General features: G+C 74.2%; 22 protein-coding genes. 10 read left to right on the top strand and 12 right to left on the bottom strand.

Annotated features, from left to right (window positions below):
* The first annotated feature begins 35 nt into the window (after window positions 1-35).
* The gene (locus IPO09_20175) at window positions 36-1,178 is read left to right on the top strand and encodes a BMP family ABC transporter substrate-binding protein (GenBank protein ID MBK9519597.1); all 1,143 of its coding nucleotides are present in this window, start codon (window positions 36-38) and stop codon (window positions 1,176-1,178) included.
* Between the two features lie 119 nt (window positions 1,179-1,297).
* Here IPO09_20175 and IPO09_20170 read toward each other — a convergent pair whose 3' ends face one another.
* Both IPO09_20170 and IPO09_20165 read right to left on the bottom strand, forming a co-directional pair.
* Window positions 1,298-2,485, bottom strand: a complete 1,188-nt coding sequence (locus tag IPO09_20170; GenBank protein ID MBK9519596.1) for a 6-phosphofructokinase — start codon at window positions 2,483-2,485, stop codon at window positions 1,298-1,300.
* Between the two features lie 157 nt (window positions 2,486-2,642).
* Entirely contained in the window at window positions 2,643-3,677 is a 1,035-nt protein-coding gene (locus tag IPO09_20165) for a hypothetical protein (protein MBK9519595.1), read from the bottom strand.
* A gap of 198 nt (window positions 3,678-3,875) precedes the next feature.
* Here IPO09_20165 and IPO09_20160 point away from each other — a divergent pair, with 198 nt between their 5' ends.
* Together IPO09_20160 and corA are read left to right on the top strand one after the other, a co-directional pair.
* Window positions 3,876-5,645 (top strand): hypothetical protein, encoded by a 1,770-nt coding sequence (locus IPO09_20160; protein MBK9519594.1) that lies wholly within the window; start codon window positions 3,876-3,878, stop codon window positions 5,643-5,645.
* A gap of 25 nt (window positions 5,646-5,670) precedes the next feature.
* Complete coding sequence (gene corA, locus IPO09_20155; protein MBK9519593.1) at window positions 5,671-6,636, top strand: magnesium/cobalt transporter CorA; 966 nt, start codon at window positions 5,671-5,673, stop codon at window positions 6,634-6,636.
* Between the two features lie 16 nt (window positions 6,637-6,652).
* On the opposite strand, the gene IPO09_20150 is transcribed toward corA, so the two are convergent.
* Complete coding sequence (locus IPO09_20150; protein MBK9519592.1) at window positions 6,653-7,336, bottom strand: hemolysin III family protein; 684 nt, start codon at window positions 7,334-7,336, stop codon at window positions 6,653-6,655.
* Window positions 7,337-7,666: 330 nt separating this feature from the next.
* On the bottom strand, window positions 7,667-9,166 hold the full coding sequence (locus IPO09_20145; GenBank protein MBK9519591.1) for an OFA family MFS transporter: 1,500 nt from the start codon (window positions 9,164-9,166) through the stop codon (window positions 7,667-7,669).
* Between the two features lie 157 nt (window positions 9,167-9,323).
* Between IPO09_20145 and IPO09_20140 the strand changes: the two genes are divergently transcribed.
* The 3 genes from IPO09_20140 to IPO09_20130 all read left to right on the top strand — a co-directional run bounded on the left by IPO09_20140 (window position 9,324) and on the right by IPO09_20130 (window position 11,907).
* Window positions 9,324-9,803, top strand: coding sequence for a ferritin family protein (locus tag IPO09_20140; protein ID MBK9519590.1), 480 nt, complete (start codon window positions 9,324-9,326; stop codon window positions 9,801-9,803).
* 86 nt (window positions 9,804-9,889) lie between these two features.
* On the top strand, window positions 9,890-11,560 hold the full coding sequence (locus IPO09_20135) for an FAD-dependent oxidoreductase (protein ID MBK9519589.1): 1,671 nt from the start codon (window positions 9,890-9,892) through the stop codon (window positions 11,558-11,560).
* 80 nt (window positions 11,561-11,640) lie between these two features.
* Window positions 11,641-11,907: a rhodanese-like domain-containing protein gene (locus tag IPO09_20130; GenBank protein MBK9519588.1), complete on the top strand. Its 267-nt coding sequence runs from the start codon at window positions 11,641-11,643 to the stop codon at window positions 11,905-11,907.
* A gap of 14 nt (window positions 11,908-11,921) precedes the next feature.
* Here the strand turns inward: IPO09_20130 and IPO09_20125 are convergent, their stop codons facing one another.
* Complete coding sequence (locus IPO09_20125; protein MBK9519587.1) at window positions 11,922-12,905, bottom strand: peptidylprolyl isomerase; 984 nt, start codon at window positions 12,903-12,905, stop codon at window positions 11,922-11,924.
* A 118-nt stretch (window positions 12,906-13,023) separates the two neighbouring features.
* A complete protein-coding gene (locus IPO09_20120) occupies window positions 13,024-13,473 on the bottom strand; it encodes a hypothetical protein (protein ID MBK9519586.1) in 450 nt (149 codons plus the stop codon).
* Between the two features lie 273 nt (window positions 13,474-13,746).
* On the opposite strand from IPO09_20120, the gene IPO09_20115 reads away from it, so the two are divergent.
* Window positions 13,747-14,244, top strand: coding sequence for an asparaginase (locus IPO09_20115; GenBank protein MBK9519585.1), 498 nt, complete (start codon window positions 13,747-13,749; stop codon window positions 14,242-14,244).
* Entirely contained in the window at window positions 14,241-15,452 is a 1,212-nt protein-coding gene (locus IPO09_20110) for an HDOD domain-containing protein (GenBank protein MBK9519584.1), read from the top strand. Before IPO09_20115 ends, IPO09_20110 begins: the two co-directional genes overlap by 4 nt.
* A 68-nt stretch (window positions 15,453-15,520) precedes the next feature.
* Here the strand turns inward: IPO09_20110 and IPO09_20105 are convergent, their stop codons facing one another.
* From IPO09_20105 to IPO09_20095, 3 genes are read right to left on the bottom strand one after another with little or no spacing between them, the layout of a single operon-like run.
* On the bottom strand, window positions 15,521-16,153 hold the full coding sequence (locus IPO09_20105; protein ID MBK9519583.1) for a methyltransferase domain-containing protein: 633 nt from the start codon (window positions 16,151-16,153) through the stop codon (window positions 15,521-15,523).
* A gap of 30 nt (window positions 16,154-16,183) precedes the next feature.
* Window positions 16,184-16,570, bottom strand: coding sequence for a lactoylglutathione lyase (gene gloA / locus IPO09_20100; GenBank protein ID MBK9519582.1), 387 nt, complete (start codon window positions 16,568-16,570; stop codon window positions 16,184-16,186).
* Between the two features lie 11 nt (window positions 16,571-16,581).
* A complete protein-coding gene (locus IPO09_20095) occupies window positions 16,582-16,974 on the bottom strand; it encodes a TraR/DksA C4-type zinc finger protein (protein ID MBK9519581.1) in 393 nt (130 codons plus the stop codon).
* Between the two features lie 91 nt (window positions 16,975-17,065).
* On the opposite strand from IPO09_20095, the gene IPO09_20090 reads away from it, so the two are divergent.
* Together IPO09_20090 and IPO09_20085 are read left to right on the top strand one after the other, a co-directional pair.
* Window positions 17,066-18,694 (top strand): peptide chain release factor 3, encoded by a 1,629-nt coding sequence (locus IPO09_20090; GenBank protein MBK9519580.1) that lies wholly within the window; start codon window positions 17,066-17,068, stop codon window positions 18,692-18,694.
* Window positions 18,695-18,856: 162 nt separating this feature from the next.
* The gene (locus tag IPO09_20085; protein MBK9519579.1) at window positions 18,857-19,459 is read left to right on the top strand and encodes a hypothetical protein; all 603 of its coding nucleotides are present in this window, start codon (window positions 18,857-18,859) and stop codon (window positions 19,457-19,459) included.
* Window positions 19,460-19,493: 34 nt separating this feature from the next.
* Here IPO09_20085 and IPO09_20080 read toward each other — a convergent pair whose 3' ends face one another.
* The 3 genes from IPO09_20080 to IPO09_20070 form a co-directional block, all read right to left on the bottom strand.
* Window positions 19,494-20,564, bottom strand: coding sequence for a 3-deoxy-7-phosphoheptulonate synthase (locus tag IPO09_20080; GenBank protein MBK9519578.1), 1,071 nt, complete (start codon window positions 20,562-20,564; stop codon window positions 19,494-19,496).
* A 105-nt stretch (window positions 20,565-20,669) separates the two neighbouring features.
* Window positions 20,670-20,969: a hypothetical protein gene (locus IPO09_20075; protein ID MBK9519577.1), complete on the bottom strand. Its 300-nt coding sequence runs from the start codon at window positions 20,967-20,969 to the stop codon at window positions 20,670-20,672.
* A gap of 104 nt (window positions 20,970-21,073) precedes the next feature.
* Window positions 21,074-23,374 carry a glutamine--tRNA ligase/YqeY domain fusion protein gene (locus IPO09_20070; protein MBK9519576.1) on the bottom strand — a complete coding sequence of 767 codons (2,301 nt, stop codon included), beginning with the start codon at window positions 23,372-23,374 and terminating at the stop codon, window positions 21,074-21,076.
* Window positions 23,375-23,390: the final 16 nt, after the last annotated feature.

Below are 23,390 nucleotides of genomic sequence, written 5' to 3'. Positions count from 1 at the left end.
TTCCCTCACGAAGCGAGAAAAGGAGACACGCGTCCATGAACCACCGCACGTTCCTCAAGCACCTGGCGCTCGGCGCCCTGGCGCTGGCCACCGGCCTCACGGCCTGCGGCAAGAAGGAGGCGCCCCCGGCGCCTGCGCCCGCCGCCGCCCCGGCGCCCCCGCCCAAGCCGGCGCCGCTCAAGATCGGCTTCATCTACGTGGGCCCCACCGGCGACGCCGGCTGGACCTTCGCCCATGACGAGGGGCGCAAGGCGGCCGTCGCCAAGTACGGCGACAAGGTCACCACCACCTTCGTCGAGAAGGTGCCCGAGGGCCCGGACGCCGAGCGCGTGGTCCGCGACCTGGTGGCCCAGGGCAACAAGCTGATCTTCGCCACCTCGTTCGGCTTCATGGACGCCATGGTCAAGGTGGCCAAGGACCACCCGGAGGTGAGGTTCGAGCACGCCACCGGCTACAAGACCACCGAGAACCTCCGCGTCTACGAGGCCCGCTTCTACGAGGGGGCCTACCTGGCCGGCATCGTGGCGGGCAAGACCACCAAGTCCAACACGCTGGGCTTCGTGGCCTCGTTCCCCATCCCCGAGGTGGTCCGCAACATCAACGCCTTCACCCTGGGCGCCCAGAGCGTCAACCCGAAGGTCAAGACCAAGGTGGTCTGGGTGAGCTCCTGGTTCGATCCTCCGAAGGAGACCGAGGCGGCCCAGCAGCTGATGGACGGCGGCGCCGACGTGCTGCTGCAGAACACCGACTCCACCGCCGTGCTGCAGGCGGCCGAGCGGCGCGGCAAGTACGCCTTCGGCTGGGACAGCGACATGAGCGCCTTCGCGCCCAAGGCGCACCTCGGCTCCTGCGCGCTCAACTGGGCCGTCTACTACGAGAAGGCCTTCGGGGAGGCGCTGGATGGGACCTGGAAGACCGAGGTCACCAAGTGGGGCGTCAAGGAGAACATGGTGAACCTGGTCAAGGTCGCCGACTTCGTGCCGGCCGACGTGAAGGCGCTGGTCGAGAAGGCCACCGCGGGGCTGAAGGACGGCTCGGTGGCGGTCTTCAAGGGCCCGCTCAAGGACAGCGCCGGCAAGGAGGTCCTGGCCAAGGACGTGGTGGCGGACGACGCCTGGAAGGGCGCCATCAACTTCTACGTGAAGGGCGTCGAGGGCAAGGTCCCGTCGAGCAAGTAGCCGTTCACCCAGCGTGGTGAGGGGAGGGGCCGCGGCGACGCGGCCCCTCTTCCGTGGTGGGGCCGGGAGCCGCGGCGCCGTCCGCCGCACGGCGGGGCCCCACCCCCCGGCCGCCCCGCTCAGGCCTTGGGGGACGAGGCGCGGGACAGGAAGATGGGCAGGCCGCGCTTGTCGGCGTAGAGGGGCCGGTAGCGCTCGGTGTTGTACATGGTGGCCACGTCCACCCGGCGCGGGCCGCCCTTCGGGTCCGGGATGGGGACCAGGGCGTAGCTGCCGTCCACCAGCGCCGACATGACCCCGCTCTGCCCCTCCAGCACGGCGTCGAGCGCCATGGTGCCGAAGGTGGCGGCCACCAGCTTGTCGATGAAGTCCGGGTCGCCGGAGCGCAGGTCGTAGGTGAGGTCGGAGACCACCGTCTCCTCCCCGGTGCGGCGCCGGATCTCCTCGCTCAGCACCTCGGCCACGCTGGCCTTCTTGCGCCGCCCGTGCACGTCGGCCGGGCCGTACTCCTGCACCTCGTACCCGTTCCAGGTGGCCCCCTCGGAGAGGATCACCAGGGCGTAGTTGGAGGGGTTCTGGCGCTTCTCGGTGACCAGCAGGTCGATGAGCTTGGTGAGGTCGACCTTGAACTCCGGGATGACGCAGCGGTTGGAGGTGACGTGCCCGGTGTAGAGGGCGGTGAAGCCGGCGTCGCGCCCGAAGACGCGGAAGATGCCGATGCGCTCGTGGGAGCCCACCGTGGTGCGCTGCCGCTCGATGGCGGCGCTGGCGCGCGAGATGGCCGTGGAGAAGCCGATGCAGTACTCGGTGCCCTGCACGTCGTTGTCCATGGTCTTCGGGATGGCGATGACCTTGACCCCGTGGCTGGCCAGGTGGGCCGCCGAGCGGAGCGTGCCGTCGCCGCCGATGCAGAGCAGGGAGTCGATGCCCAGGCGCTCCAGGTTGCCCAGCACCTGCGTGGTCAGGTCGTAGGTGACGCCGCCGGGGCGCTCGGTGGCGGGCAGGTCCTTGCCCACCAGGTGCGGCGGCAGGAGCTGCACCCGGGTCGGGCCGGTGCGGCTGGTGTGCAGGATGGTGCCGCCGGTCCGGTCGATGGTGCGGGTGTTGTCCCGGTCCAGGTCCATGATGAAGCGGGCCCGGCTGGCGGAGCTGTCGAGGTCCACGTGGGTGAGCCCCTCGAAGCCGCGCCGGATGCCCACCACGTCGAGCCCGTGCTCGTGGCCGCGGTAGACCACGCTCTTGATCACCGAGTTGAGGCCCGGGACGTCGCCGCCGCCCGTCAGGATGCCGATCCGCTTGCGTCGCATGGCGCGGTTCTACCTCAGGTCGGGCGCGCCGGAGCGTCCCCTGCAGGACGTTTCGCGCGGCCCGGCGGTCCGGCTGCCCGGGCGGCGGGCAGCTGCCCGACCGGCAGGCGGCCGCGGCGCCAGGCGCACGGGGTCGGGAGGGGATCCCCCGCGGCCCTCAGGCCCGGCTGGCGGCCTGCTCGACCAGCTCGACCTGGGTGAGCGCCGCCACCAGCCGCTCGCGCTCGGCCCCGGCCCGGCCGGTGAACTCGAGCTGGGCGTGGAAGCTGCCGTCCGGCCCGGGCGTCGCGGGGCAGGCCAGGACCACGGTGCGGACGTCGGTGAAGCGGGCCGCCCCCACCTCGAAGGTGGCCAGCGCCAGCAGCCCCACCGGGAGCGCCCGGTGGCAGGTCACCTTGGCGCCGCCGCCGCTCAGGTCCTCCAGCTCCACCGGCACCACCAGCGCCAGGTGGGACGGCCCGTGCCACGCCGACACGGGCCGGAGCGACATGGTGCCGTCCATCCGGACCCGGGCGTACTCGCGCTGCTGGATGCGGACCGGCGCCTCGTCGTGGGAGAAGCCGAGCAGCCAGCCGCCCCCGCCGGCGGGCTGCACCCGGCGCAGCAGGCAGCCGAGCGCGTAGCGGGCCTCGCGGGCGTGGACCAGGCCCAGCGAGACCTGCTGGCCGGCGCCCACCGCCGGCGGCTGGCGCAGCTCCACGGTGAGGGTGGTCTCGGTCACCTCGGCGACGGTGCCGTGCTGGGACGCCACCTCGAGCGCGGTGCCCGGGGCCAGCTCGCGGGTGGAGAGCAGCGGGGTGTGGGTCGGCAGCCGATCGAACCCGAGCGCGTGGCGCAGCCGGCGGATCCGCGCCACCACCTCGGCGGCGGCGGGTGGGGGGGTGGCGGCGGCCCGGTCCAGCGCCTGGGCGGTGGCCCGCTCGAAGAGGTCGAGGTGGGTGACGAGCTGCAGCGGCTCGGCGGCGGCGCTGGTCGCCAGCGACTCGGCGAAGCGGACGTCGGCCTCGGAGAGGGCGCGGGCGGCGCACAGCCGGTGGAACTCGGAGCGGCGGGCCAGCGCCCGCCGGGCCACCCCGACGACCTGCACCGCCAGCACCAGCGCCAGCAGGGCCAGGATGGCCCACTGCACCTGGGGCAGCGCGGCGCGGTTGCCGGTGAAGGACCGGGCGACCGACTGGAAGAAGGTCTCCATCCGAGGGCCAGTATAGGCCGGGTGGCGGCGCTGGACGGGGCGCGGCAGGGGGACGCAGGGGCGGGAGCGGTCCTGGCCGGGGCCTGCCGTGCGCCGGGGCGATCGGCGGTCCCGCCATCCTGGAACTGTCCGAAGCCCGGTGACGCGCTAGAATGGCGACCCCGCGTCGCGCCACCCCACGCCGGCCCCCGGACCACCATGACCGACATCGAGAAGCGCAACCTGATCGCGCAGTGGGCCTTCGACACCCGGCCGGTGCTGCTCCGCTTCCACCTGTGGCTCGACGACGTGGTGGTGGAGCGGGGCCAGGCCGGCCCGGTCTCCGACGTCAGCTTCGCCCCGCGCGGCATCACCCGCTGCCTGGCCATGACGGCGGCCACCACCGCGCTGGGCACCAAGCTGTTCGGCGGCGAGGGGGAGGCCGCCGGCCTGGACAAGCACGGCTACAACCAGGTGAAGAAGGCGGCCGACGCCATCAGCGCCTACGTCATGAGCGAGGGGCTCTGGCACCTGACCCGCACCCTGCCCGAGAACCACGCCATCATGGTGTCGCTCGGCGAGGGGCTCATGCCCAAGGCCGGCGAGACGCCGGAGATGGGCGCCAACCCGCTGCTCGGCTTCGGCCGCGTCTACGCCCGGCCGGAGGTGGCCCGCACCGTGGACCGCCGGGTCCGCCGCCTGCTCAACGAGCCCGGGCACACCTTCGAGCAGTTCCACGGCTGGCTGCAGGACCGGGGCGTCACCATCTGGGGCGCCGCGGTGGACACCCTGGAGAACACCTCGCGCTTCGCCGAGGGCAAGGACACCGGCCCCATGGCGGTGTTCCACCTCTTCGACTCGCCGCTGTGCGTCTCCAAGCCCTACGAGTCCTACATGGGCAGCCTGACCGTGCCCCGCCCGGTGGCCGACTGCGCCGATCGCGAGTCCATCCTCCTCGACTACCGGACCCCGCGCGAGCACGTGGCGCGCGCCATCGAGGCCACCTACCCGGGCGTCAAGCGCTCCAACGTCCACGTCTGGACCCTGCGCGGCAAGAGCCGGGTGGGCCGCCTGGGCAACCTGTGGGCCGAGTGGGAGAAGGCCGGGGTGCACCTGGTGGAGGACGGCTGGAAGACGCCGTCGGGCCTGGCGGTCTTCACCGACTCCGGCACCTACGCCCCCACCTTCCTGGTGGGCAGCTGGAAGGACGAGGCCGGCCAGACCCACGTCTTCCTGTGCGACGGCTACGCCGCCACCGCCGAGGCCATGCAGGCCGCCAGCCTCTCCGAGGTGCTGGACGTGGACTGCTCCATGGCCATGTTCTCGCCGACCTTCGAGCTGCCGTGCGCGGAGGAGGGCAAGCTCATGCAGCTCGACCCGGCGGCGCCGGACTTCGAGGCCAAGGTGCGGGCCCTGCACGGCGGCAAGGCGCTGGAGGCCGGGCGCATCCAGAGCTACCGCGAGGCCATCCAGGACGCCGCCGCCTCCAACATGCCCACCGGCAAGCGGGTGCTGCGCGCCGACGACTTCCTGCCGGAGAAGGACTGGCGGGTGCTCTCCTGCCTCGGCTACATGAGCGACGATCCGTACACCGGGGCCAAGGGCGTCACCCGGGTGTCGGAGGGGGTCTACAAGGTCACCACGCTGCTGGCCACCCGCAAGGCCTCGGCCCGCATCACCTTCACCTTCCGCCTCATGGAGCCGCTGGAGGAGGCCCGCCACGTCTTCAGCCCGCTGCTGGTCCGGTTCCTCTCCGGCGTGGACCACACCGCCCGGCCGGTGAAGATCTCGGACTCCGGGCGCATCCGCAACGAGCTGCAGACCATGCTCTCGCAGGCGCTGGAGCACGACGGCGACACCATCCGCGTCCACTGGGAGCGGGTGGACGAGAAGGTCATGCCCAAGGAGAAGCAGGCCGCCATCCGCGAGGTGCTGACCTGGTACAAGGCGCAGCACCCGGTCTGGTTCGAGTGGCTCGACCTCGGCTAGGCGGCGCCGCCCGCGGGGTGGCCCGGTGCTGATCAACTGCGTCGCCTACCAGGAGGGTCGCAAGCTCGGCGACATCCACCCGGCGGACATCGGCGCCCACGTGGCGCGCCCGGAGTGCTTCGTCTGGGTGGCGCTGGAGGCGCCCACCGCCGCCGAGATCGACCAGATGGAGCGCGAGTTCCACCTCCACCAGCTGGCGGTGGAGGACGCCCGGCACGGCCACCAGCGCCCCAAGCTGGAGGAGTACGGCGACTCGCTCTTCGTGGTGCTGCACACCGTGGAGCTCGACGGGGGGGAGCTGCACACCGGCGAGGTGGACGTCTTCGCCGCCGGCAACTACGTGCTCTCGCTGCGCAGCCGCACCCGCCAGGGCTTCGCCGACGTGCGGGCCCGCTGCGAGCGCGAGCCCGCCCTGCTGGGCAAGGGCTCCGGCTTCGTCCTCTACGCCCTCATCGACGCGGTGGTGGACCGCTACTTCCCGGTGGTGGACGCGCTGGAGGAGGAGCTGGAGCGGGTCGAGCAGCGCATCTTCGGCGGGGCGCCGGCGCGGGAGACGGTGGAGGCGCTCTACGGCCTGAAGCAGAAGCTCAACCTGCTGCAGCACGCGGTGCGGCCGCTGCTGGAGGCGGTGGGCAAGCTGCTGGGCGGGCGGGTGCCGCAGGTCTGCGCCGGGCTGCAGGACTACTACCGCGACGTCTACGACCACCTGCTGCGCATCACCCAGTCCATCGAGGGGCTGCGCGACATGGCCACCACCGCCATCTCGGTGAACCTGTCGCTCATCTCCATGCAGGAGAACGAGACCACCAAGCGGCTGGCCGCCTACGGGGCGCTGGTGGCGGTGCCGACGCTCATCGCCGGCCTGTACGGCATGAACTTCCAGAACATGCCGGAGCTCTCCTGGGCCTTCGGCTACCCGGCCGTGCTGGGCGGCATGGCCATCATCGACCTGCTGATCTTCGTCCGCCTGCGCCGCGCCGGCTGGCTGTGACCCCCGGGCGCGCCGCCTAGCCGAGGGCGCGGACGGCGGCCTCCACCACCAGGTAGTGGCAGGCGGCCGCGGCGATCACCAGCAGGTGGAAGATCTCGTGGAAGCCGAAGGTGCGCGGGAAGGGATCCGGCCGCCGCACCCCGTAGATGACGGCCCCCACCGTGTAGAAGAAGCCGCCGGCGAGGAGCAGCGCCAGGGCGCCCGGGCCCAGCAGGTCGCCCAGGCGCGGCAGGAGGGGCACCACCACCCAGCCCAGCAGCACGTAGATGCCGGCCCGCATCCGCTTGGTGAGCCCCGGCCAGAAGACCACCAGGCCGATGCCGACCAGCGCCCCACCCCAGACCACCCACAGGGCCAGGTGGCCCGCCCCCGGCCCCAGCAGCAGCCCGAACGGCGTGTAGGTGCCGGCGATGAGCAGGAAGATGGCGGAGTGGTCGATGCGGCCCACGATCTGGCGGGCGCGCAGCGGCCAGAAGCGGCGGTGGTAGACCGCGCTGACGGTGAAGAGGGTGAGGAGCGAGGCGCCGTAGACGCCGGCGCCCCACAGCGCCGCGCCGCCCCGGGCCCGCAGGAGCAGGGCCGCCACCGCCGGCAGCGAGGCCACCGCGGCCACCTCGTGGGAGACCCCGCGGAGGCGCGGCTTGGGGCGCGGGGTGGCCTCGGCGGCCTGGGGGCGCGCGTCGGCGCCGGTGGTGGCGATGGGCTCGGTGGACAAGCACGCAGCGTCCCAGGCGCGTGTCACGGGACGGTCATCGGGGAGGGGACCAGCGGGCGATTCCCGCCCGATCCGCCAGGTGCCCGGCCCGGCCCGGACGCCGGCCCGACCCCGACCTCGACCTCGACCCCGACCCCGACCCCGACCCCGACCTCGACCTCGACCTCGACCCCGACCTCGACCCCGACCTCGACCTCGACCTCGACCTCGACCTCGACCCCGACCTCGACCCCGACCTTGACCCCGACCCCGACCCCGACCCCGACCCCGACCCCGACCCCGACCCCGACCCCGACCCCGACCCCGACCCCGACCTCAGCCCGCCCGGGCGGCGGTCTCCTCCGCGGCGGGCGCGGCCTGGGTTCGCGGTGCGCCGGCCAGGCGGATCGTCACCTCGCGCGAGGCCACGTTGACCGACACGGCCACGTAGGAGAGCAGGGCCAGGACGGTGGCGGCGGCCAGCAGCAGCGAGGCCACCTGATAGGCCGGGGCGTAGGAGCCCTGCGTGTCGGCGATCCAGCCGGCCAGCAGCGGGCCGAAGACCCCGCCCACTCCCCAGGCCGTGAAGAGGATGCCGTAGTTGAGGCCCAGGTTGCGGGTGCCCCACAGGTCGGCAGCGGTGGAGGGGAAGAGCGAGAGGCAGGCCCCGTAGTTGAAGCCCACCAGCGCCGCCCCCACCAGGAAGCCGGCCTGGGTGGCGTAGGAGGCGAAGAAGGCCATGTTGAAGGCCTGCAGGATGCAGACGAAGGCCACCGTGATCATCCGGCCGATGCGGTCGGAGACGACGCCCGCCGCCACCCGGCCGCCGGCGTTGAAGACCGCCAGCAGGGCCACGAAGAGGAACCCGCCGGTGACGGCCCCGCCCGACTGCGCCACCACGATCCTGGCGAGGTGGCCGATGATCATGAGGCCGGCGGTGGCGGCGAAGGCGTACTGCAGGTAGAGCGACCAGAAGGTCGGGGTGCGGATCACCTGCCGCCAGCCGGCGTCGGCGGCGCCGGCCGTGGCCACCTTCCGGGGCGCGGCCCGGGGAGGGTCCTCTATGAGCTGGGCGAAGCCCAGCATGGCCACCGAGAAGGCGGCCGCCAGGATGCGGAAGGAGGCGCTCACCCCGTGGGTGGCCAGCAGGTGCTTGGCCAGCGGCGCGATGTAGACCGGGGCCAGGCCGAAGCCGGCCACCACCACGCCGGTGATCAGCCCCTTCCGCTCGGGCGGGAACCACTTCACCGCGGCCGGGGTGGCGGCGGCGTAGCCGAGCCCGAAGCCGGTGCCGGCCAGCAGCCCGAAGCCGACCAGCGCCGGCCAGGCGGAGTCCGGCGTGGCGAAGGAGGCCACCAGCAGCCCCAGCCCCGTGAGCGCCCCTCCCACGGTGGCCACCAGGCGCGGCCCGAGCCGGTCCTGCAGCCGCCCGGCCGGGACCATCATGAAGGCGAAGCAGGCGATGGCCAGCGTGTAGGGGAGGGTGGCCTGGGTGCGCGACCAGCCGAAGCCGCCGCGCTCCACGGGCTCGGTGAGCTGCTTGGAGAAGACCGACCAGGCGTAGAGGATGCCCAGCGCCAGGTTGAGGCCGACCCCGGCCAGCGTGACCAGCACGCCCTTGCGGCTCGCGTTCACCACCACCTCCTGTGGGCGCGGTCCGCGCGCGTGGGACGCGTCGCCGCCGGCCGCTGGCTGCGTGTGAGGGCGCGCACCATAGCCCGGCGCGCCGCCATTGAGCGACAATTGCGCAGCGGCGCGGCGATGCGCGAAATGCGCGGCGCGCTGGGTTTGCGTGGCAGGTCTGCGCGTCGAGAAACACCAGCAAGAGTGGGTCATTGTCTTTGTATCGATGCTGACACGATCCATCCACAATGATTGCGCACGAAGCGGACGCGTCCAATCCACGAAGCAATCGGCCGCGCCGACCGGCCCGGGCGTGGCATCCCGCCGCGGGCCGCCCGTTCCCTGGTAGGCTCCGCCGGCGAGGTGCCGCATGGGCGGGACGATCGACTTCGGGACGCTGACGCTGCGCGGGGCGCTGGACTTCGCCATCACCATCGAGGAGGACGCCCAGTACGCCTACGCGGAGTTCGCCCAGCGGGTGGCCGACCCCGCCGCGGCCGCCTTCTTCCGGGAGATGGTCGAGAACGAGGGCAAGCACCGGCGCCAGCTGGAGTCGAGGCGCGACGTGCTCTTCCGCAGCGAGCCGCGCCGCTTCGACACCTCCCTGGATCTGGACGTGGAGGCGCCGGGCAGCGCCGCGGTGCCGCCGGACCTGGGGGCCCACGAGGCCATGCGGGTGGCGCTCCGGGCGGAGGAGCGGGCCTGGGCCTTCTACGACGCGGCCATCCCGCACCTGGTCGACCCGGACGTGCGGGCCTTCTTCGAGGCGCTGCGCCAGGAGGAGGTCGAGCACCAGGACCTCCTCAGGGCCAGGCTCCTCGAGCTGGGGCCGGAGCTGGTGCGGCGCTGATGGTGGCCCAGGCCCAGCCCGCCCTCGACCGGCGGGGGTCCCGTCCGGGGCGCGAACCCTTTGGGAGGGAGTGGCTCTAAGCTGCCATGGCGACGAGACTCCTCATCATCGGCGGCGTGGCGGGCGGGGCGACGGCGGCGGCGCGGGCCCGGCGCCTCGACGAGGGCGCCGAGATCACCGTGCTGGAGCGCGGCCCGTACGTCAGCTACGCCAACTGCGGCCTCCCCTACTTCATCTCCGGGGACATCCAGAAGCGCTCCGCCTTGCTGCTGCAGACCCCCGAGGGCTTCGACGCCCGGTACGGGGTGCAGGTCAGGGTGAACACCGAGGCGCTGGAGCTCGACCGGGCCGGCCGCCGGGTGCGGGTCCGCGGGCCGGAGGGCGAGGCCTGGCTCGGGTACGACCGGCTGGTGCTGGCCCAGGGCGGCAACCCCATCATGCCGCCGCTGCCCGGCCACGACGCTCCGCACGTCTTCAAGCTCTGGACGGTGCCGGACATGGACCGGCTCGACGGCTTCATCACCGGGCAGCGGCCCCGCACCGCGGTGGTGGTGGGTGGCGGCTTCATCGGCCTGGAGATGGCCGAGGCCTTCCAGAAGCGCGGCCTGGCGACCACCGTGGTGGAGCTGCTGCCCACCGTCATGGCGCTGATGGACCGCGAGTTCGGCGTGATGGTGGGCCGCGAGCTGGAGCGCTCCGGCGTGCAGGCGCTGACCGGGGTGGGCGTGAAGGCGGTCCACCCGGGCGACCACACGGTGGAGCTGTCCGACGGCCGGCGGCTCCCCGCCGACCTGGTGCTCTTCTCGGTGGGCGTCCGTCCGGAGCTGGCCCTGGCCAAGGCGGCCGGCCTGGAGCTCGGCCCCTCCGGCGGCCTGCTGGTGGACGAGACCCTGCGCACCTCCGACCCGCACGTCTGGGCGGCCGGCGACATGGTGGAGGTGGTGCAGAAGGTCTCCGGCAAGAAGGTGCGGGTGCCGCTGGCCGGGCCCGCCAACCGGCAGGGGCGGCTGGCCGCCACCAACGCGCTGGGCGGCGCGGTCCGCTACGGCGGGGCGCTCGGCACCAGCGTGGTGAAGATCTTCGAGGCCACCGCGGCCATGACCGGCCTCTCCGAGAAGGCGGCGCGCGAGGCCGGCCTGGAGGTGGGCGTGGCGGTCATCCACAAGGACCACCACGCCGGCTACTACCCGGGCGCCAGGGAGCTCTCGCTCAAGCTGGTGTACCAGCGCGGCACCGCCCGCCTGCTGGGGGCCCAGGCCTTCGGGCACGAGGGGGTGGAGAAGCGCATCGACGTGCTGGCCACCGCGCTGCACGGCCGCATGACCCTGCACGACCTGGCCGAGCTCGACCTGGCCTACGCGCCGCCGTACTCCTCGGCCAACGACCCGGTCAACCTGGCGGCCTTCATCGGGGAGAACGACCTCTCCGGCTTCAGCCCGCTGGTGACCGCGGCCCAGCTCAAGGCCGAGCTGGCCTCCGCCACGCCGCCGCTGGTGGTGGACGTGCGCACCCTGGGCGAGTGGGAGCGGGGGCACCTGCGCGGGGCCGTGCACCTGCCGGTGGACGACGTGCGCTTCGACCACGCCGCGCTGCCGAAGGGCCGGCGCCTGGTGGTCCACTGCCGCTCCGGCTTCCGCGCCCACCTGGCGCTCCGGACCCTCCGGCAGCTCGGCTTCGAGGACGTCGCCAACCTGACCGGCGGCTGGCTCAGCCTGTCGGCGGAAGGCGGCTTCGACGTGGAAGGGACGGCGGCGTGAGCATCGATCCTCTGACCGCGGCGGTGGTCGCCGTGGGCGTGTGGCTGGTCGTCAGGCGATTCCTGGGAGGCAAGGCGAAGATGAGCGTCGTGAAGCAGAAGATCGAGGCCGGGGCGAAGATCGTGGACGTGCGGTCCCCCGACGAGTTCCGCGACGGCGGCTTCCCGGGCGCCGTCAACATCCCGCTGCAGGACCTGCAGCGCCGCCTCGGCGAGATCCCGAAGGAGAAGCCGGTGGTGCTCTACTGCGCCTCCGGGGCCCGCAGCGGCATGGGCGCGCGCATGCTCAAGCAGGCCGGCTACGCCGACGTGACCAACGCCGGCGGCCTCGGGGACATGCCCCGCTAGGCGGGTCGCCCCTCTCAGGGCGCGGCGGGCCGCACCGGCAGCGGGACGCTGCACAGGTCGATGCGGCCCGCCGGGGTCAGGTACCAGGGGTCGCGCCGGTTGCGGCGCGCCTCCACCAGCGCCGCGAAGGTGGCGCTGCCGGAGTCCAGCACCTCCAGCGCCGAGCGCTCGGCCGGCGGCAGATCGGCGGCCAGCCGGACCGAGCGGAGCGGCGTGCGCCGGGCCGGATCCAGGTAGAAGCCCATGGGCGCGGGGCCGCGGGGCAGCGCCGAGAGCAGCTCCATGCCCTGCACCACCCGCCCCACCACCGTGGCGTTGCGGTCGAGCTGGCGCGGGGCGTGGCCGATGACCACGTACAGCTCGGCGCCGCCGCCCGAGGCCGGCGCGTCGTCCCGCCCCGCGCCCACCATGCCGTAGCAGTGGGCCAGCCAGGCCCGGCCCGCGGCCGGGTCCCGCGCCACCGGCAGGCCGTCCGAGAAGCCCACCTCCGGGGCGAAGACGTCGCCGTCGGGCAGGGGCGTGAAGGGCAGGCCGGCCGCGGCGCGGGTGAACTCGGGCGGCAGGGTGCGCCGCCCGGTGGTGATGGGGCGCTCGGCCCCGGCCTCGCCGGCGGCCGGGTCGCCCCACTGCACCACGAAGTTGTCCTGGGCGCGGACGACGGCCAGGCCGTCGAAGTACCGCTCGCGCGCCAGGGCGCGCAGGTTGGCCGCGTGGGCCGGCGCGAAGGCCGGGGCCAGCGCGATGACCACCCGGCCCGAGGGCAGCTCGAGCTGCAGCGTGTCCTCCGGGGCCAGGCGCCGCCAGTCGGAGGGCGGCGAGGAGGCCAGCAGCTCGGCCATGGAGCGCGGTGGGGCCGGGGTCGTCGCGGGGGCCCGGGTCGCGGCCGGGCTGGCGGTCGAGGCCTCGCCGGCCCCCCGGCCGGCCGCACAGCCCGGGCCCACCACCAGGGCCAGCGCCGCCGGCCCCACCACCCACCACCTCGAGTCGCGCCAGGCCATGCCGCCACCCCTACCGCGACCGGGCCGGGGCGTCGAGGCGGCCAGGCCCGCCAACGGAAGAGGGCCACCCCGCCGCCGGGGTGGCCCAGGTGCACCCGTCCAGCGGGGGCGGTGGAGCCTAGAGGCGCGACAGGCCCTGCGGCGTCAGGCGGACGTCGTCGCCCGGGCGGAAGGGCAGGTAGCCGCGGAAGGCGTAGGTCTGGACGCCGCCGTCGTCGAAGCGGACCGTGACCTCGTAGACGGTCTGGGAGCCGGAGCCCTGGCTGGCGTTGGCGCCCACGGCCGCGCCGCCGAGGGCGCCGACCACCGCGCCGCCGCCGCGCCCGCCCGTGATGGCGTGGCCGAGGAGGCCGCCGATGATGGCGCCGGCCACGGCGCCGCCGCCCGGGTCGCCCTGCTGCGCGTAGACCGTCTCGCGCACCGTGGAGACCCGGCCGACCCGCTCCCACTGCTGGGGCTGCGCGTAGCCGTCCTCGCCCCAGGTGCGGGAGCGGCTGTAGGAGTGGACGCAGCCCGTGGCGAGGAGCGCCGGGGCGAGCAGGAGGGCAGTGAGCTTGGACGTCATCATGGGGTGTCTCCGTTTCGCTGGCCGTCCGGGCGGGTGGCCTGGGGTGGTCGCTCGCGAAGTGGTCACCCGGGAAGACTGCATGGCGCGGACCAATCGCGCAAGTGGCGGAGAACCTCGGAACTCCAGCCGATTCCCTGGTATGACCCCCACAGCCGCCTGTGGCGCCACGGCACACCGTGGTGCCGCCCGGTCCCGGGGCCACTTCGAAGGGCCACGCCCCGGGTGAGCCGGTAGAATCGGCCGCCGCGACCGCCACGCACCAGGAGCCGCACCGTGAGCCAGCCCATCCGCATCGTCGTCACCGGCGGCACCTTCGACAAGGAGTACGACGAGCTCACCGGCAAGCTCTACTTCAAGGACACCCACCTGGCCGAGATGCTCCGGCTGGCCCGCTGCCGCGCCGAGGTGGCGGTCGAGACGCTGATGATGATCGACAGCCTGGACATGACCGAGGCCGATCGGGCGGCGGTGGTGGGGCGCTGCCGGACGGCGCCGGAGGGGCGGCTGGTGGTCACCCACGGCACCGACACCATGCCGGAGACGGCGCGGGCGCTGGTGGCGGCCGGGCTCGGCAAGACGGTGGTCCTCACCGGGGCCATGGTGCCGTACGCCTTCGGCAGCTCCGACGGGCTCTTCAACCTGGGCAGCGCGCTGGCCTTCGCCCAGGTGCTGCCGCCCGGGGTCTTCGTGGCCATGAACGGGCAGTGCTTCGCCGGCGACCGGGTCCGCAAGGACCGCGAGCGCGGCGTCTTCTTCGAGGTGGGGCCGTGAGCGGGCTCCCGGAGACGATGCCGGAGCCGCTCTGGCGGCTCGAGCAGGCGCTCGAGGCGCGGGCCGCGGCGGGCGACGTCCAGGTGCCGCCCTACCCGGCGGTGGCGCTCAAGGTGCAGGAGGCCATGGGCCGGAAGAACTTCGGCCTGGGCGAGGTGGCCGGGCTCATCGGCGCCGACGCGGTGCTGGCCGCCGACATCCTGCGCTGCGCCAACTCGGTGATGTACCGCCGCGGCACCCCGGTCATCGACCTGACCCAGGCGCTCACCCGCATCGGCGTGCAGCAGGTGATGCGGCTCCTGCTGGCCTCCGGCCTGGCGGTGCACGCCCAGGCGGTGGGCCCGCTGGTGCCGCTGCGCCGCATGGTCTGGATCGAGGGGCTGGCCGGCGCCGCCATCTGCCAGGAGCTGGCCCGGCTGCGCGGCCTGCGCTGCGAGGACGCCTTCACCCTCGGGCTGCTGCACGACTTCGGGAAGATCGTGGCCATCTCCGTGCTGGAGACGATGCTGGAGGCGGAGCGGGTGCAGGAGAGCTTCTCCCGCGCCGAGTGGGAGGCCCTGATCGAGCGCCAGCACGTGACGCTCGGGCTGGTCATGGGCACCCGCTGGCGCCTGCCGGCCCTGGTGAGCGAGGTCATCGCGGGCCACCACGGCCTGGCGGCCCCCTGCAGCGACCCGCGGCTGCTGCAGGTGGTCAAGGCCTCCGACCAGGTGGTGGCGCTGCTGCTCTCGCGGCCGCGGGTCACCGGGGCCGAGCTCGCCTCGGTGGCGCTGCTGGCGCCGGCCGAGCGGGAGGCGGTGGCCAGGGTGCTGGAGCAGGTGCCCGACTTCGTGGCCGCCTTCGAGACGCCGGCCGCCTCGGCGGCGGTGGCCTCGGCCCGCATCGCGCAGCCCGTCACCACCCTGGGCCCGGGGCGCCGCCCGGTGAAGTTCGGGGTCTCCATCAGCGTGGCGCGCCGCCCCCGCCTCTTCACCGCCACCGGCATCGGCGAGGACGGCCTGGTGATGTCCGGCGAGGAGCCCCTGCCGGAGAACCGCCTCCTGGAGGCCAAGGTCTTCGGGCCCGACCCCTTCACGGTGTGGGTGCTCTCCCGCCTGAGCCGGCGCGAGGGCGAGGCGTTCGCGGTGGAGGTGCAGCCCTTCGCGCTCTCCGGGCCGCTCAGGGAGCTGTGGGCCCAGCTGGTGAGCGGGGAGCCGCCGCCGGCCTGAGAGGCCGCCAAGCAATCCCCCCCGTCGCCGGATCGGCCGATGCGCGGCGCATCGCTGCGTCGCGCCGCTCACCTCACCCAGCACTCCAGGGTGTCGCCGCGGTCGTTGACGGCCTCGGCCGCCGCCAGCCCGTAGCCGGGCGGGGTGGGGCCGCCCAGCCCGCAGAACATCACCAGGCGGGTGCCGGCCGGCGCGGCGGCCAGGCGCGCCAGCAGGGTGGCCACGTCGGCGGCCCGGTCCTGGGTGGGCACGAAGGGGTCGAGCCGCTCGTCCGGCTCGGCCTCCACCTCCGAGAACGGATCGTAGACGTAGAAGGCCTGGTAGCGCCCCAGCGGCACCGTCCTGAGGTCGCCCTGGAGGAACTGCGCCCGGTCGAGCCCCATCAGGCGCGCGGCGCGGCGCGCCACCTGCACCAGGCCGGGGCGCTGCTCGATGCCGGTGAAGCGGGCCTGGGTGGTGGCCGCCCCCACCAGGCAGAGCTTGCCGGCCCCGGCGCCGAGGTCCGCCACCTCGCGGGCGCCGCCCTCGGTGAGCCAGGCGGCGGCGCGGCGGGCCACCGCCAGCGGCGTGAAGTGGAGCGAGGCCAGCCGCTGCAGCTCCGGGCCGAAGAGCCGGTCGAAGCGGGCGTCGGAGACCGGCGCGCCGCTGGCCAGCTGCCCGGCCAGGGCGCAGGCCCAGTCGTCCTGTCCGGCGTGGCCCACGGTGGCGCTCCCGGCTCCCGGTCCCGTCCGTCAGCCCTTCTTCTGGATCAGCTCCACCTTGTAGCCGTCCGGGTCCTGCACGAAGGCGATGACGGTGGTGCCGTGCTTCATCGGGCCGGCCTCGCGGGTCACCACCCCGCCGCGGCGCTTGATCTCCGCGCAGGCGGCGGCGGCGTCGTCCACCTCCAGCGCCACGTGGCCGTACCCGGAGCCCAGCTCGTAGCGGTCGGTGTCCCAGTTGTGGGTCAGCTCGAGGGCCGCCTGCTCGCTCTCGGGGCCGAAGCCGACGAAGGCCAGGGTGAACCGGCCCTCCGGGTAGTCGTGGCGGCGCAGCAAGGTCATGCCGAGGACGTCGGTGTAGAAGGCCAGGCTGCGCGCCAGGTCGCCGACGCGGAGCATGGTGTGGAGGAGGCGCATGGGGGGTCCCTCTAGCGGTAGTCGGTGAGGTTCTTGCGGCGGCCGCCGATGGCCGGCTCGCGGCGGGCCTGGCAGGCGGGGCAGAGCACGGCGTAGGGCATGAGCTGGAGCCGCCTCAGGGCGATGGGCTCCTCGCAGTCCTCGCACTGCCCGTAGTCCTCGGGGGCGGTGGCCAGCTTGCGCAGCGCCAGGTCGATGCGGCCGAGCAGGTCGGCCTGCCCCTTGTTCCGCTGCGAGGCCAGCACCTGCATCATCTCGGAGAGCGCCTGGGCGTCCTCGTCGGCCACGCCGCTGGTGGCGGGGTCCTGCCGGTTGGGCTCGATGCGGGCCGGCCCGGCGGCCACCAGCTCGGCGCGGAGTCGGGTCAGGGCCTCGAGGTGGGAGGCCCGCTGCTTCGGGGTCATGGGACGATGACCTACCCGAAGACGGGGGAGGGCGCCAGCGCGGCCGGGCCGGGGCTCCGGCCGCCCATTTCGTGATAGACACGGCCCGCCCATGAGCCTCCCGCACGAGATCGGCCGGCGCCGGACCTTCGCCATCATCTCGCACCCCGACGCCGGCAAGACCACCCTCACCGAGAAGCTGCTGCTCTACGGCGGCGCCATCCAGGTGGCCGGGGCGGTCAAGGCCAAGCGCGGCCGGGCCAGCGCGGTCTCCGACTGGATGGAGATGGAGCGCGAGCGCGGCATCTCCATCACCACCTCGGTGCTGGCCTTCCCGTACCGCGGCATGCAGCTCAACCTGCTCGACACCCCCGGCCACGCCGACTTCTCCGAGGACACCTACCGCACGCTGCACGCGGTGGACGGGGCGGTCATGCTGCTCGACTGCGCCAAGGGCGTGGAGTCGCAGACCCGCAAGCTGTTCCGCGTCTGCAGGCAGCGCTCCATCCCCATCTTCACGTTCGTCAACAAGCTCGACCGCCCGGGGCGCGACGCCTTCGAGCTCATCGGCGAGGTGGAGAGCGTGCTGGGCATCGGGGTCTACCCGGTCACCTGGCCCATCTTCCGGTCCGGCACCTTCCGCGGCGTGTGGCACCGGGTGCGGCAGCGCGTCTACCTCTTCGACAAGGACTTCGCCAACTCCTCCTCCACCACCGGCTCGGAGCGTCCGCCGGTGGAGGTGACCGGCATCGACGACCCGGCCGTCAAGGAGGCCCTGGACGACCGGGGCTACGACCAGCTGCGCCACGACGCCGAGCTGCTGGAGGCGGCCGGCGACGCCTTCGACGTGGCCAAGTTCGAGGCCGGCGAGCTGTCGCCCATGTTCTTCGGGTCGGCGGTCAACAACTTCGGGCTGGAGGCCTTCCTGGAGACCTTCTGCGAGCTGATGCCGCCGCCGCGGGCCAGGCCCTCCGACCAGGGGCCCATCGAGCCCTCCCGCCCGGAGTTCAGCGGCTTCGTCTTCAAGATCCAGGCGAACATGGACAAGGCCCACCGCGACCGGGTGGCGTTCCTGCGCATCTGCTCGGGCAAGCTGGTGAAGGGCATGAAGGCCCGCCACGTCCGCACCGGCAAGGACCTGCGGCTGGCCAACCCCACCATCTTCATGGCGCGCGACCGCTCCACCGTGGAGGAGTCCTACGCCGGCGACGTGGTGGGCCTGCACGACACCGGCGTGCTGGAGATCGGGGACACCCTCACCGAGGGCTCCACCTTCGCCTACGAGGGCATCCCCAGCTTCGCCCCCGAGCACTTCCGGCGCCTGGCCCTCAAGGACCCGCTCAAGCGCAAGCAGTTCGCCCGCGGAATCGAGCAGCTGGCCCAGGAGGGCACGGTGCAGCTCTACCGCCCGCCGGCCGGCCGCACCGGCGACCTGGTGCTGGGGGCCCTCGGCCAGCTGCAGTTCGAGGTGGTGAAGTACCGGCTGGAGGCGGAGTACGGCGTGGACGTGCGGGTGGAGGCGGTGCCCTGGCAGCTGGCCCGCTGGGTGAGCCGCACCGACGGCAAGCCGCTCGACCTCTCGGCCCTGCACGACGCGGTGGAGGGCATGGTGGTGCTGGACGTCCGCGAGCGGGCGGTGGTGCTCTTCGACCGCGAGTGGGCGCTGCGGAGCGCCGAGAAGTTCCACCCGGAGTACACCTACGCCGAGACGGCCCACGGCGTGGTGGTGCGCGGGGCCTGAGCCCATCCCGCTGCCCGCGCACCGGGCAGGCCCAGCCTCGACCGCGGGCAGCCCGGCGCCCGCCCGGCCCCTGGCGGGGGGGGCGGCTGGCCCCGGAGGTCCCCGCGCAGGGCCGCGCCGCGGGCGCCGCCGCTGGCGGCCTGCTTGCATCCTCCCGTGAACATGGACACCCTGAGCCTCGCCGTGGACGCCCCCGACCAGCCCTCCGCCAAGCCCGCCGCGCCCGCCGGCTACCAGGTGGCCGAGGCCGGCGAGGGTCGCTACGAGGTGCAGGTGAGCGGGCCGCTCCCCACCGGGTGGGCCGGGCGGCTGGCCTCCGGCCTGGCCGCCCAGCGGGTCAACGTGGTGCGGGGCGGGGCGGCGCGGCGCGGCGGCCACCAGTGGGAGGTGGCGCTGCTCATCGAGCCGTTCGACCGGACGGTGGACCCCCGCGCCATCGACTGGCTGGCCCTGGCCCAGGAGGGGCAGGCGCCGCCGCCGCGGGAGGCGGGGAGCCTGGCGCTGGAGGCCTTCTCGCTCACCCGCACCGTCACCGACCTGGTGGTGGACGTGGACGCGGTGGACTCGCTGGGCTTCCTCGACCGCATCCTCAGGGTCTTCGCCCTCTACGGGCTCTTCCCGCACGAGCTGCACCTCGAGACCCGCGGCCAGAAGGTGCGCGATCAGTTCCGGCTGCTCGGGCTGGGCGGCGCCGTGCCGTCGCTGCAGGTCTGCGAGGCGGTGGGGCTGAAGCTGCGCGAGCTGGCCGGGACCGTGGGCCACTGAGCGCCGGCCGGCGTGGTGGCGGGGCGGGCCGCGCCTACGCCCGGACCCGGCCGGGCAGGACGTCCTGCAGGGTGGCGTGGGCGCTCCGCAGCATCTCCACGGTGGCCTCCCAGCCGACGCAGGCGTCGGTGACCGAGCAGCCGTAGCGCAGCGTCGAGAGGTCCGCCGGGATGGCCTGGCTGCCGGCCTCCAGGAAGCTCTCCACCATCAGCCCCACCACCGAGCGGTTGCCCTCGCGGATCTGGTGGACCACGTCGCGCATGACCAGCGGCTGCAGCTCCGGCTTCTTCCAGGAGTTGGCGTGGCTGCAGTCCACCACGATGCTCTGGCGCAGCCGGGCCTTGGCCAGGGCCGCCTCGGTCAGCGAGATGGAGACGGTGTCGAAGTTGGGCCGCCCGCCGCCGCCGCGCAGCACCACGTGGCCGTAGCGGTTGCCCCGGGTGCGCACGATGGCGGTGCGCCCCTGGCCGTTGATGCCCAGGAAGGCGTGGGCCCCGCCGGCCGAGAGGATGGCGTTGACCGCCGCGTCCACGTCGCCGTCGGTGCCGTTCTTGAAGCCCACCGGGGTGGAGAGGCCGGAGGACATCTCGCGGTGGGTCTGCGACTCGGAGGTGCGGGCCCCGATGGCGGTCCAGCTGACCAGGTCGCCGTAGTACTGCGGGGCGATGGGGTCGAGCGCCTCGGTGCCGGCCGGCAGGCCCAGCTCGTTGACGTCCAGCAGGAAGCGGCGGGCCCGCGCCATGCCCTCGTCGACGCGGAAGGAGTCGTCCATGTGCGGGTCGTTGATGAAGCCCTTCCAGCCCAGCGAGGTGCGCGGCTTCTCGAAGTAGACCCGCATCACCAGCAGCATGGTCGAGGCCACCTCGTCGGCCAGCCCGCGCAGGCGCCGGGCGTAGTCCAGGCCCGCCACCGGGTCGTGGATGGAGCAGGGGCCCACCACCACGAAGAGCCGGTGGTCGCGGCCGTCCAGGATGGCCTCCAGGGCCCGCCTGCCCTGCACCACCGTGTGCGCGGCGCGCTCGGTGAGCGGCACCCGGGACTTCACCTCGTCCGGCGACGGCATGAGGTCCAGGGCGATGACGTTGAGGTTCTCGGTCTGGTGCATGGCGGCGCGGGCTCCCGGGGGAAGGGAGCCCTGAGATAGCGCACTTCCGGGGAGGCGCGCACGCGCCGCCGCGCCGGCCCGGGGCGGGGACGCCTCCGCCGGCGCTCAGCGCGCCGCGAGCGGGCTGGTGGCCGGCGCGGCCGGCCTGGCGCGGCAGTCGGCCATGGCGTGCAGCGCCCGGTGCGTGCAGGAGAGCCGGCAGGCCCAGCCAGCGTCGGCGTGGGCGGGCCCGGCGGGGTCCGCGACGGCCCCGGCCTGGTCGCAGCGGCTGGAGCAGGCGCGGCCGGCCGGCAGGTGGGTGGCGCGGCACAGGAAGGCGCGCGGCGGCTCGCCCGGCAGGGGCGCCAGCCCCGCCGGCGGCGCGGCGGTGGCGAGGGCGATCAGCAGGGCGCAGGTCTGCCACATGGCGGGCCTCCTCTCGCCGGAGGCGGCGGAGTCGATGCCTGGCGATATCACCCGCCCCCGGGGTGGGCCAGAAAACGGCCACCAGGCCGCCCGCGCGGGCCCGCCTACTGGAGCCGCTCGGTGAGCCGTCGCCGGACCTCGGTGGCGTCGGCGCCCTTGGCCTCCCGCATGGCCGCGCCCAGGATGACGCCCAGCAGCTTGCGCTCGCCGGCCCGGTAGCGGGCCACCTCGGCGGCGGTGGCGGCCAGCGCCCGGTCCAGGGCGGCCTCCAGGGCGCCCTGGTCCTCCACCTTCTCGAGGCCCAGCGCGGCCAGCCGCGCCGCCGGGTCTCCGCCGCCGGCCGCCAGGTCGGCCAGCAGCACCTTGGCCGCCGCCGGGGTCACCCGGCCGGCGTCCACCAGCGCCACGAAGGCGCCGAAGCCGGGGGCCTGGAGCGGCAGCCCGTCGAGCGGCGCCTCCCTGGCCAGGCCGAGCAGGTCGTTGAGGAGCCAGCGAGCCAGCGAGCCGGCGCCCGGGTGGGCTGCCAGGGCGGCCTCGAAGTAGGTCGCCACCGCCAGGTCGCCGGTCAGCAGGTCGGCCTGCTCCTCGGGCAGCCCCAGCGAAGCCTGGTAGCGGGCGTAGCGCTCGGCCAGCTCGGGCGTGGCGGCCCGCGTCTCGGCCCGCCCCTCGTTGCGGGCCCGCCGCGGCGCGCCCGCCCGGGGGGGCGGGGCCGCGCGGGGGCGCGCCGTCGCCTCGGGCCTGGCGACCCGGCTCCAGGAGTCCTTGAGCGAGATGATCCGGTTGAAGAGCGGCGCCCCGGGGCGCGAGTCCACCGGGTCGGCGTGGAAGTAGCCCTGCCGCAGGAACTGGAACCGCTCGCCGGGCCGGGCCGCCGCCAGGGCTGGCTCCAGGCGAGCCCCGCGGGCGTGCACCAGCGAGTCCGGGTTGAGCACGGTGCGGAAGTCCTCCACCGCGTCGGGCTGCTCCACCGTGAAGAGCCGGTCGTAGAGCCGCACGTCGGTGGGCTCGGAGCGGACCGCGTGCACCCAGTGCAGCACCCCCGGCACCCGCCGCCGTCCGGCCGGGTCGGCCGCCAGCGAGTCCGGGTCGTGGGTGCAGAGCAGCCCGGTGACGTGGCCCTGCGGGTCGCGCTGCACGCCCTCGCAGCGCACCACGTAGCCGCCCGCCAGCCGCACCTCGCGGCCCACCCCCAGCCGCTTCCAGTCGGCCGGCGGGTCCTCGGAGAAGTCGTCGCGCTCGATGAGCAGCTCGCGGCCGAAGGGGACCTGGCGGACGCCGCGGTCCGGCTCGCCGGGCCACCAGGGCACGTCCAGCCACTCCAGCTGGCGCACCGGCCAGCTGGTGATGGTGATGGGCAGCGGGTCGAGCACCGCCATGGCGCGCGGGCAGCGCGCCTCCAGGTCGGCGCGCAGGGCGTACTCGAACTTGCCGATGTCCACCGTGGAGTTGTTCTTGGACACGCCGATCAGCTCGGCGAAGTCGCGCAGGGCCTCGGGGGTGACGCCGCGGCGGCGCAGGCCGGCCAGGGTGGGCATGCGCGGGTCGTCCCAGCCGGCCACCCGGCCCTCGCCGACCAGGGTGAGGAGCTTGCGCTTCGACAGCACGGTGTAGCCGAGGGCCAGGCGGGCGAACTCGTACTGGCGGGGGCGCGGGTCCCACGGGCCGAGGTGGTCGAGCACCCAGTCGTAGAGCTCCCGGTTGGACTCGAACTCCAGCGTGCAGATGGAGTGGGTGACGCCCTCGAAGGCGTCCTCCAGCGGGTGGGCGTAGTCGTACATCGGGTAGATGCACCAGGCCGCGCCGGTGCGGTGGTGGCTGGCGTGCCGGATCCGGTACAGGAGGGGGTCGCGCAGCAGCACGTTGCGGTGCCCCATGTCGATGCGGGCCCGCAGCACGCAGGCCCCGTCGGGGAACTCGCCGGCCCGCATGCGGCGCAGCAGGGCGAGGCTCTCGGCGGCCGGGCGGTCGCGGTGCGGGCCGTTCACGCCCGGGGTGTTGAAGTCGCCGCGCTGCGCCCGGATGGCCTCCTGCGGCTGGCTGTCGACGTAGGCGTGCCCCTCCAGGACCAGCCGCTCGGCGCACTGGTACATCTGCTCGAAGAAGCTGGAGGCGTAGTGGAGGGCCGACCACTCGCCGGCCAGCCAGCGGACGTCGGCCTGGATCCCCTCGACGTACTCGGTCTCCTCGGTGGTCGGGTTGGTGTCGTCGAAGCGCAGGTGGGCGCGGCCGCCGTAGCGGGCCGCCAGGCCGAAGTTGAGCAGGATCGACTTGGCGTGGCCCAGGTGCAGGTAGCCGTTGGGCTCGGGCGGGAAGCGGGTGACCACCTGGCCGCCGTTCCTGCCGGCGGCCAGGTCGGCGTCGATGATCTCGGTGAGGAAGTTTCCGGGGCGGGCGGCGTCGGCCATGTGGGCGGTGGTAGCC

The organism is Anaeromyxobacter sp., from assembly GCA_016718565.1.
In the GTDB taxonomy this organism is placed as follows: domain Bacteria; phylum Myxococcota; class Myxococcia; order Myxococcales; family Anaeromyxobacteraceae; genus JADKCZ01.
The sequence above is the reverse complement of the archived record's forward strand: the minus strand, read 5'-3'. Positions and strand labels throughout refer to the sequence as shown.